This is a genomic window from Desertihabitans aurantiacus (assembly GCF_003344635.1).
Lineage (GTDB): Bacteria > Actinomycetota > Actinomycetes > Propionibacteriales > Propionibacteriaceae > Desertihabitans > Desertihabitans aurantiacus.
Map to the genome: position 1 here is coordinate 1 of NZ_QPKK01000160.1, position 9,351 is coordinate 9,351.

Genomic DNA, 9,351 nt, shown 5'->3' on the forward strand with positions numbered 1-9,351 from the left:
CGCCGGGCTGGCCGTCGCCGTGCTCGCCGGCGGGCTCGCGCTGCTGCTCGCCTGGCGGGCCGCCGCCCGCGCGCTGCGTCAGCAGCGGGAGCGGCACGCCGAGACCCTGCGCGCCCAGGTGTCGGCCCACCGCGACGAGGTGCGCGCCGAGCGGGCCAACACGATGGCCGTCCTCGACACCCTCGAGGAGCGTTTCGCCAACCAGCGCAAGCACACCGAGGTGCTGGAGCACCGGGTGACCACGCTGCGCTCCCAGGTCGCCGACCTGCGCCACCAGATCGCCCGGCTGCTGCCCGAGGTCTCCACCCTGCGCGGCGACAAGGCGGCGCTCACCGCCCAGGTCGCCGAGCGTGACGCCACCCTGGTCGAGCTGCGCGCCGAGCTGGCCCGCCGCGAGGCCGAGCTGGTCTCCCTCTCCGGCGGTGAGGTGGTGCACCACCCGCGGATGCTCGACCAGCTGCCCACCGCCGAGCAGATCTGGGCCGACGGGGACCACCCGACGGTGATCGACCTGCGGGCCGTGAACGCGCTGGAGTTCGGCGAGCAGAGTCGCAAGCAGGCCTGATTCTCCATTCTTTTCCGACTCGCTCGAATCCCTCCCGGGTTCGGGCGAGTTCTCTTTTGCCGTCGCGTTCCTGCTGTACTAATGTCGAACTGTTTCGGCCGGAGCACAAACGAGAGGAACCACCATGGCACAACGCGTCGAGATCGTGCTCGAGGACGACATCGACAACGGCCCGGCCGACCGGACCGTGACATTCGCACTCGACGGTGTCGAGTACGAGATCGACCTTTCCGACCAGAACGCCGAGAAGCTGCATTCCGACCTCGCGCTGTGGATCAGCCACGCCCGTCGGGTCGGTGGCCGCCGTCGCCGCCAGACGACCCGTCAGGCGGCGAGCAGCAAGTCCGACTCCTCGGCGTCGCCGGCGGAGATCCGCGCCTGGGCGGCCGAGAACGGCATGGAGGTCAGCTCCCGCGGCCGGGTCCCCGACAACGTGCGCGAGGCCTACGAGCGCGCCAACGGCTGACCAGCAGCAGCGGCACCACGGAGGCACCCCGTGCGCGGGGTGCCTCCGTCCGTGTCCGGACGCCGACGCGGGGCCGTTGCGCCGTGGGCGAACACCGCACCGGAACAGGCCCGGAGGGGGCACCGTTGCACGGGTGGAGGTTCCCACCCCGACGACGGCATCCGGTCAGCATCCGGCGCCGGACCACCGGAGGGGGAGGGCGCTGACTAGAGTTGAAGCAGGTGCCAGGCGGCACGTCCCCCGAGCGGGCGGCCAGACCGGGCACCTCGTGAGGAGATGACGATGTTCGAACGGTTCACCGACAGGGCCCGACGAGTGGTGGTGCTCGCCCAGGACGAGGCCCGGATGCTCAACCACAACTACATCGGCACCGAGCACATCCTGCTCGGGCTGATCCACGAGGGGGAGGGCGTCGCCGCCAAGGCGCTGGAGTCGCTCGGCATCTCGCTGGAGGCCGTCCGGGAGAAGGTCGAGGAGATCATCGGCCACGGGCAGCAGTCCCCGACGGGCCACATCCCCTTCACCCCGCGCGCCAAGAAGGTGCTCGAGCTGAGCCTGCGCGAGGCCCTGCAGATCAACCACACCTACATCGGCACCGAGCACATCCTGCTCGGCCTGATCCGTGAGGGTGAGGGTGTGGCTGCGCAGGTGCTGGTCAAGCTGGGCGCCGACCTCAACCGCGTGCGCAACCAGGTGCTGCAGCTGCTCAGCGGTTTCCAGGGCAAGGAGGCCGCGACCTCCGGCGCCCCCGAGCAGAGCGGGTCCGGTGCCCCGTCGTCCTCGACGGTGCTCGACCAGTTCGGCCGCAACCTCACCCAGGCCGCCCGGGAGAACAAGCTCGACCCGGTGATCGGGCGCGAGCCCGAGATCGAGCGCGTGATGACCGTGCTCTCCCGCCGCACCAAGAACAACCCGGTGCTGATCGGTGAGCCGGGCGTCGGCAAGACCGCCGTCGTGGAGGGCCTGAGCCAGGCGATCGTGCGCGGTGACGTGCCCGAGACCCTGCGCGACAAGCAGATCTACACCCTCGACCTCGGCTCGCTGGTCGCCGGCTCGCGCTACCGCGGTGACTTCGAGGAGCGGCTGAAGAAGGTCCTCAAGGAGATCCGCACCCGCGGTGACGTGGTGCTGTTCATCGACGAGATCCACACCCTGGTGGGTGCGGGTGCCGCCGAGGGCGCCATCGACGCGGCCTCGATCCTCAAGCCGATGCTGGCCCGTGGTGAGCTGCAGACCATCGGGGCGACCACCCTCGACGAGTACCGCAAGCACATCGAGAAGGACGCCGCCCTGGAGCGCCGTTTCCAGCCGATCCAGGTCGCCGAGCCGTCGATCGCGCACACCATCGACATCCTGCGAGGGCTGCGCGACCGCTACGAGGCGCACCACCGGATCACCATCACCGACTCCGCCCTGGCCTCGGCCGCCCAGATGGCCGACCGCTACATCCAGGACCGGTTCCTGCCCGACAAGGCGATCGACCTGATCGACGAGGCCGGTGCCCGGCTGCGGATCCGTCGCATGACGGCGCCGCCGGACCTGCGCGAGTTCGACGAGAAGATCGCGGCCGTCCGGCTGGAGAAGGAGGCGGCGATCGACGCCCAGGACTTCGAGCGCGCCGCGGGTCTCCGCGACGACGAGAAGAAGCTGAGCGCCGCCCGGGCCGAGAAGGAAGAGGCCTGGAAGGCCGGTGACATGGACGTCGTCGCCGAGGTCGACGAGGAGGTCATCGCCGAGGTGCTGTCCTCGGCCACCGGCATCCCCGTCTTCAAGCTCACCGAGGAGGAGTCCTCGCGGCTGCTCCACATGGAGGAGGAGCTGGGCAAGCGGTACATCGGCCAGCACGACGCGGTCAAGGCGCTCTCGCGCTCGATCCGCCGCACCCGTGCCGGGCTGAAGGACCCGAAGCGTCCCAGCGGCTCGTTCATCTTCGCCGGTCCGTCCGGTGTCGGTAAGACCGAGCTGACCAAGGCGCTCACCGAGTTCCTGTTCGGTGACGAGGACGCCCTGATCTCCCTCGACATGTCGGAGTACAGCGAGAAGCACACCGCCAGCCGGCTGTTCGGCTCGCCTCCCGGCTACGTCGGGTACGAGGAGGGTGGCCAGCTCACCGAGAAGGTCCGCCGCAAGCCGTTCAGCGTGGTCCTCTTCGACGAGATCGAGAAGGCCCACCCCGACATCTTCAACTCGCTGCTGCAGATCCTGGACGAGGGTCGTCTGACCGACGCCCAGGGCCGCGTGGTCGACTTCAAGAACACCGTGATCGTGATGACCACCAACCTCGGTACCCGCGACATCTCGCGCGGGGTGAACCTGGGCTTCACGCGCAGCGGTGACGACGTCGGCAGCTACGAGAAGATGAAGGGCAAGGTCGCCGACGAGCTCAAGCAGCACTTCCGTCCGGAGTTCCTCAACCGCATCGACGAGATCGTGGTGTTCCACCAGCTGACGCACTCCGACATCGAGCGGATCGTCGACCTCATGGTGGCCCAGGTCGAGGAGCGGCTGAAGGACAAGGACATGGGCATCGAGCTCACCCAGGCCGCCAAGTCGCTGGTCGCCAAGCGCGGCTTCGACCCGGTGCTGGGTGCACGGCCGCTGCGTCGGGCCCTGCAGCGCGACATCGAGGACCACCTCGCCGAGAGGATCCTCTTCGGCGAGCTGAAGTCCGGCGAGATCGTGCTGGTGGACGTCGACGAGACCGAGGGTGCCGAGCACCCGTTCACCTTCACGGGGACGGCCCGCAGCGAGCTGCCCGACGCCCCGCCGGTGGCGCTGAGCGCCGACGGTGGGTCCGAGAGCGGCGAGCAGGCCTCCTGACCTCCCGCCGGGCGGGCTGACCGCACGACCGCCAAGAGGCCCCCGAGCACCCGCTCGGGGGCCTCTGCCGTGCCCGGGGCTCCCGGGCGTGGGCGGTGGCGCGTCCCCGGGGCCGGATCGGGGAGGATGGGGTCCGCCCGCGATCCGGGGTCGTCAGCAGAGGAGGGGCCGGTGTCCGTGCTCGACCGGGTGCCGCCGTTCTGGCTCGTGGTCACCGGGATCGTCTCGGTGCAGGTCGGTGCCGCCGTCGCCAAGGACGCCTTCGCGCTGGTCGGCCCGATGGCCTTCGTGCTGCTGCGCCTGGCGACCTCGACCGTCGTGCTGGTGGCGGTGGCCCGTCCGCGGCTCACCGGGCGCAGCCGCACCGACTGGCTGGTGGCGCTGGGCTACGGGGTGTGCCTGGCCGGCATGAACGTCTGCATCTACCAGTCCTTCGCGCGGATCCCGCTGGGCATGGCGGTGACCATCGAGTTCCTCGGCCCCCTGGCGGTGGCCGTCCTCGGCTCGCGCCGGCCCCGCGACCTGGTGTGGGTGGGGCTGGCCGGGGTCGGGGTGCTGCTGCTCGGGTTCGACCCGACGGGGCTGACCGCGGCCGGGGTCGGGTTCGCGGTGGCGGCCGGCGCGTTCTGGGCCGGCTACATCCTGCTCGGGGCGCGGACGGCCGGCCGCTGGGAGGGCATCTCCGGACTGGCGGTGGCCAGCACGGTCGGGCTCGTGCTCGTCGCTGCGCCGGGGGTGCTGGAGGGCGGTCCCCGGCTGCTCGACCCCACCGTCCTGGTGCTCGGGCTGGCCGTGGGCATGCTCTCCTCGGTGCTGCCCTACAGCCTGGAGCTGACCGCGCTGCGTCGGATGCCGCCGCGGGTGTTCGGGGTGCTGATGAGCCTGGAGCCGGCCGCTGCGGCCCTGGCGGCGCTGGTGCTGCTGGGGGAGCGGCTCACCGGCGCGCAGTGGCTCGCCCTGGCGTGCGTGGTGGTGGCCAGCGTGGGCGCCACCCGGGCTCCCCGCGCCGTGCCCGACGGGTAGCCCCCGGACCACCCGGGCGGCGGCCCGCGTCAGGCGACGTCGTGCCCGGTCGGGGGGATCTCGGCGAGCAGCCCCGGGACGTCCGCGGCCTCCACCGCGCGGTCGACCACCACCGCCCGGACCCGGACGTCGACGGAGCCGCGGAGCGGTATCCGCAGCGGCTCGTGCCAGGCCAGGCCGGTCCCGACGCCCACGTAGTCGGCTCCCCGGACGAACCAGGGGTCGATCCGGCCCTGGCCCTCCTCGTCCTGGACGAGGACGAGGCTGCACCAGCCGTCGCCGTGCCGCTGCTGGACGACGACGAACGGCGCCGTGCTGCCGTGGGCGACCGCCTCGCCGACCCCTCCCGGAACCACCAGCCGGGTCTCGGCGGTGGTGGGCAGCCGCCAGAAGAACCCGCCGTAACCGGCACCCAGCCGGCCCCGGACGGCGGGGCTGGTCAGCTGCACCTCGACGCTGTCGGCCTGCAGCCGGCTGCGCCAGGAGAGCGCCCACGCGTCGTGCTCGGGGAGCGCGGACGCGGCCAGCCGGCGGTCCTCGAGCAGCAGGGGGCTGCCGTCGTGGGAGTGCCAGCGCACCGTCTGGTGCAGGTCGGTGCCGTTGCCCTCGGTGGTCGTCTCCAGCACCTCCTGCCGGCCGTGGTTGTTGAGCAGCGTCGGCCCGCGGCCCTCCACGTAGGTGCGTCCGCCCCAGTAGGTGGTGCCGTTGACGTCGGGCACCGTGAGCGAGGCGCCGAAGTGGTGCCGGTGGTCCAGCGGGTTGGTCACCGTCATCGCCCGGCCCGCCAGCGAGCGCACCGGGTGCAGGTGCGGACGGGGGCTGTGCAGCGGCGCCATGGCGGCGCCGGTCACCGCGGCGGCCAGCAGGCTCCCGCCGTGCAGGAGGGTCCAGTCGGCGCCCTCGCGGGTCCACCCCAGCGGTTTGCGCGCCGCCTCGCGCCGGCTGGCCGCGGCCCCACCGGGCACGGTCAGCGGCTCGGGCAGGCGGGACGGCGGGACCCGCCCGGTGCTGTCGCCCTCGACCAGCACCGGGGGCAGCAGCACGGGCGCGGTCGGGTCGGTGCCGTCGGCGTCGTCGGCGCTGTGGTGGGCCGCGACCCGGTCCTGCAGCAGGGTCCACACCGCGCGGCCCAGGTCCTCGGTGCCCTGGCTGATGGTGGTCAGCGACGGCACCGCGAACCGGGCCAGCTCGATGCCGTCCACCCCGGTCACCGAGAGGTCGGCGGGCACGTTGACGCCGAACTCGTTGAGCCGCGAGAGCAGGCCGAAGGCCACCAGGTCGTTGAAGGCGAGGACGGCGGTCGCGCCGCTCTCGAGCACGGACTCGGCGGCGGCGTAGCCGGAGGTCATCGTGGCGCCGGCCTCCTGCGTGCGCACCCGGACACGCGGGTGACGCGTCTGCAGCGCGTTCAGCGCCTCCACCCGCTCCCGGTTCACGGCGCTGTCGGCGTGCCCGCCGAGGTAGAGCAGGTCCTCGTGCCCCAGGGCGAGCAGGTGCTCGGCGAGCAGCTGCATCCCGCGCCGGTAGTCGATGCCGATGCTGGCCACCCCCGGCAGCTGCCCGGGGCGGTTGACGAGGACCACCGGGGCGACCTGGTCGGTCACCTGCACCAGGGTCTCCTCCTCCATCCGCGGCGCGACCAGCACGAGGGCGTCGCAGCGCCGCCGTGCCTCCCGCGCGATCGCGGCCTCCCGCCTGCGGTCGGGCGCCTCCGCGACGAGCACGCCGTACCCCTGCTCCTCGGCGGCGGCGGTGACCCCCCGCAGGATGCTCTGGAACAGCGGGTTGCCGAGGTCCGGCACCATCACCGCGATGGTCAGCGTGCGCCCCACCGAGAGGCTGCGGGCGGTCAGGTTCGGGTGGTAGTCGAGCATGGACGCCGCCGCCCTGACCCGGGCCCCGATCGCCGGGTCGACGGTGGTGCGGCCGTTGAGCACGCGGGAGACGGTGGCCCGCGAGACCCCGGCCGCCTCCGCGACCTGGGTGATGGTCGGGCCCCCGCTGCGTCGCAGCATCACGCCGCCTCCCCCTCACGTTCCACGGCCACCGGGCCGAACTGCGCGCGACGGTCGTCGCCCACGGCACCCAGCAGCCCGTCCGCCGCGGCGAACAGGCCGACCTCGGCGCCGATCCAGTGTCCCTCCCGGCTCTGCCAGCCGTCGAGCAGCACGTCGTCGTCGGCGGTCAGCGTGACCCGGCCGGCCGCGTCCACGGCGACGGAGAGCCGGACGCGGGCTTTCGCGGCGGGGTCGGTCGCGAGCCGGCGGTGCACGGTGAGCACCTCGTCCGCGTCGTCTGGCCCCATCACGCCGGAGACGAGCGAGACGCCGTCGGCGTCCCGGCGGAGCCCGGCCCAGGCGTAGGCGTGGCCCAGCACCACCACACCCGCCCGCTCCGGAGCCGGGAGCGGGGACCCGGGCGCCAGCGCGGGCAGCTCGAGGGTGGTGCGCCAGACCGAGGGGCGTCCCGGCAGCTGCTGGCCGAGCACGGCGCCGTGGTCGCGCAGGTCACCGCGCGGGCTGGCCACCGCGGCCAGACCGATCCGGCCGTCCCCGTCGGCACGGACCCACTGCGGGTCGGGGTTGGCCTGCCAGTGCCAGCGCGGGTGCAGACCGGGGGTGGCGAAGTCGTCCGAACGCAGCGGCTCGCGGTAGCCGGGGGCGTCGTCGTCGGAGCGGCCGGTGGCGACGGCGCCGAGGAGCGGGACCTCGTCGACCGGCCGGCCGAGGTGCTCGTCGACCGGCTCGCCGACGTGCGGCCAGCCGTCCTCGCCGAGGACGACCGGTTGCAGGTGCACCACCCGGCCGAAGACCCCGCGGTCCTGGAAGTGCAGGAACCAGTGGGCGCCGGTGGCGTCGTCGACCAGGGCGCCCTGGTGCGGCCCGTTGGTGGACGAGCCCTGCTGGGCCAGCACGACCCGGTGCTCGAAGGGTCCCCGCGGGTGACGGGCCCGGAACACCACCTGGTAGCCGTCGGCGACCCCTCCGGCGGGGGCCCAGATCCAGACGTAGCCGTCGTGGCGGTAGGCCTTCGGGCCCTCCAGGGTCGTCATGTCGAGGGCGTCCCCGTCGATGATGACCTCGCCGGGGCCCAGCGGGGAGCGCAGGTCCGGGGTGATCTCGACCAGCGACAGCCGGTTCTTCACCCGGGCCCGCGACCGCGCCCAGCCGTGCACGAGGTAGGCCCGCCCGTCCTCGTCCCACAGCGGGCAGGGGTCGATCAGCCCGCGACCCGGCAGCAGCAGGTGCGGGGTGCTCCAGGGCCCCGAGGGGTGCGGGGCCCGCAGCACGAAGATGCCGTGGTCGGGGTCGGGGTAGACGAGGAAGACCTCGCCGTCGTGCTCGCGGATGCTCGGGGCCCAGACACCGCTGCCGCGCCGGGGGAGCGCGTAGTGCCCGGCCGGCTCCAGGGCGGGCAGCGCGTTGGTCACGTGCTCCCAGTCGACGAGGTCGCGCGAGCGCAGCAGCGGCAGCCCCGGGGCGCGGTTGAAGCTGGAGGCGACCATCCAGATCTCCTCGCCCACCCGGATGGCGTCGGGATCGGGCCAGTCGGCGTCGAGGACCGGGTTCGAGCGACGGTGCATGGCGACTCCTAGGGCCGGTGCGAGGAGGCCGCCGGACGCGACGTCGCGTCCGGGGCGAGGCGTGAGAGACCGATTTCTCGGCTGCCGCAGTCGTGACCCTAGCAAAGCCGGCTCGGGCGCAGAGCGGTGACATGGACTCGCTCACGGAAGGGCATTGACACCGGCCGGAGCCATCTCCCAGACTGGCGGCCAGCCGAGAGACCGGTTTCTCAGGTCGATCGCCCCGAACTCGACGAGGAGTAGGACGTCCACAGTGGCTGACGCAACCATCGCCCCCGGTCTCGGCGGAGGCCCGGTCCGCGACGTGCCCGCCGACGGAGGCCCGCCACCCGCCACGCGCCGCAGGTCGCTGTGGACGCGGGTGTGGCGGCAGCGCGCGCTGTACCTGATGGCGCTGCCCGGCCTGCTCTACTTCGCGGTGTTCAAGTACGTCCCCATGGGCGGGCTGGTCATCTCGTTCCAGGACTACCGGACCTACCTGGGCATCTTCGGCAGCCCCTGGGTGGGCTTCGAGCACTTCACGCGGCTGTTCACCGACGACACCTTCGTCATGCTGCTGCGCAACACCCTGGTGCTCTCGCTGCTGCTGATGGTGTTCTCGTTCCCGGTCCCGATCGTCCTGGCGCTGCTGCTCAACGAGCTGCGGAGCAAGGTCTTCCAGCGCAGCGTGCAGACCATCATCTACATCCCGCACTTCATGTCCTGGGTGATCGTGGTGTCGCTCTTCTACGTCATGCTCACCACCGACGGCGGCGCCATCAACAACCTCCTCGTCGCCCTCGGCGGAGAACCCGTCGCGTTCCTCACCGATCCCGAGTGGCTGCGCCCGATGTACGTCTTCCAGCACATCTGGCGCACCGCCGGATGGGGCACGATCGTCTACCTGGCCGCGCT

The 9,351-nt window shown here is 72.6% G+C and carries 6 protein-coding genes and 1 pseudogene; 5 read left to right on the forward strand and 2 right to left on the reverse strand.

The annotated features are described in order from the left end of the window. From DVA66_RS13010 to DVA66_RS13025, 4 genes are all read left to right on the forward strand, one after another. Positions 1 to 565 (forward strand): hypothetical protein (locus DVA66_RS13010; RefSeq protein WP_157973982.1); only part of this gene is annotated, 565 nt, incomplete at its 5' end. A 124-nt stretch (positions 566 to 689) separates the two neighbouring features. Then, the gene (locus DVA66_RS13015) at positions 690 to 1,031 is read left to right on the forward strand and encodes a histone-like nucleoid-structuring protein Lsr2 (RefSeq protein ID WP_114560476.1); all 342 of its coding nucleotides are present in this window, start codon (positions 690 to 692) and stop codon (positions 1,029 to 1,031) included. Positions 1,032 to 1,313: 282 nt separating this feature from the next. Beyond that, positions 1,314 to 3,851, forward strand: coding sequence for an ATP-dependent Clp protease ATP-binding subunit (locus DVA66_RS13020; RefSeq protein ID WP_114560477.1), 2,538 nt, complete (start codon positions 1,314 to 1,316; stop codon positions 3,849 to 3,851). 171 nt (positions 3,852 to 4,022) lie between these two features. Then, complete coding sequence (locus DVA66_RS13025; RefSeq protein WP_232821941.1) at positions 4,023 to 4,874, forward strand: EamA family transporter; 852 nt, start codon at positions 4,023 to 4,025, stop codon at positions 4,872 to 4,874. 29 nt (positions 4,875 to 4,903) lie between these two features. On the opposite strand, the gene DVA66_RS13030 is transcribed toward DVA66_RS13025, so the two are convergent. Both DVA66_RS13030 and DVA66_RS13035 read right to left on the reverse strand, forming a co-directional pair. Continuing rightward, positions 4,904 to 6,889 (reverse strand): DUF6807 family protein, encoded by a 1,986-nt coding sequence (locus DVA66_RS13030; RefSeq protein ID WP_114560480.1) that lies wholly within the window; start codon positions 6,887 to 6,889, stop codon positions 4,904 to 4,906. After that, positions 6,889 to 8,457, reverse strand: a complete 1,569-nt coding sequence (locus DVA66_RS13035) for a glycoside hydrolase family 43 protein (protein ID WP_114560479.1) — start codon at positions 8,455 to 8,457, stop codon at positions 6,889 to 6,891. Before DVA66_RS13035 ends, DVA66_RS13030 begins: the two co-directional genes overlap by 1 nt. 253 nt (positions 8,458 to 8,710) lie before the next feature. Here DVA66_RS13035 and DVA66_RS13040 point away from each other — a divergent pair. Beyond that, positions 8,711 to 9,351, forward strand: a pseudogene (locus tag DVA66_RS13040) (sugar ABC transporter permease); the annotation flags it as partial.

What these genes read in the sequence shown, in the direction of transcription:
- DVA66_RS13035 (WP_114560479.1), bottom strand. Translation starts at nt 8,457, where the DNA reads ATGCACCGTCGCTCGAACCCGGTCCTCGACGCCGACTGGCCCGATCCC.
- DVA66_RS13030 (WP_114560480.1), bottom strand. Translation starts at nt 6,889, where the DNA reads ATGCTGCGACGCAGCGGGGGCCCGACCATCACCCAGGTCGCGGAGGCG.
- DVA66_RS13020 (WP_114560477.1), top strand. Translation starts at nt 1,314, where the DNA reads ATGTTCGAACGGTTCACCGACAGGGCCCGACGAGTGGTGGTGCTCGCC.
- DVA66_RS13015 (WP_114560476.1), top strand. Translation starts at nt 690, where the DNA reads ATGGCACAACGCGTCGAGATCGTGCTCGAGGACGACATCGACAACGGC.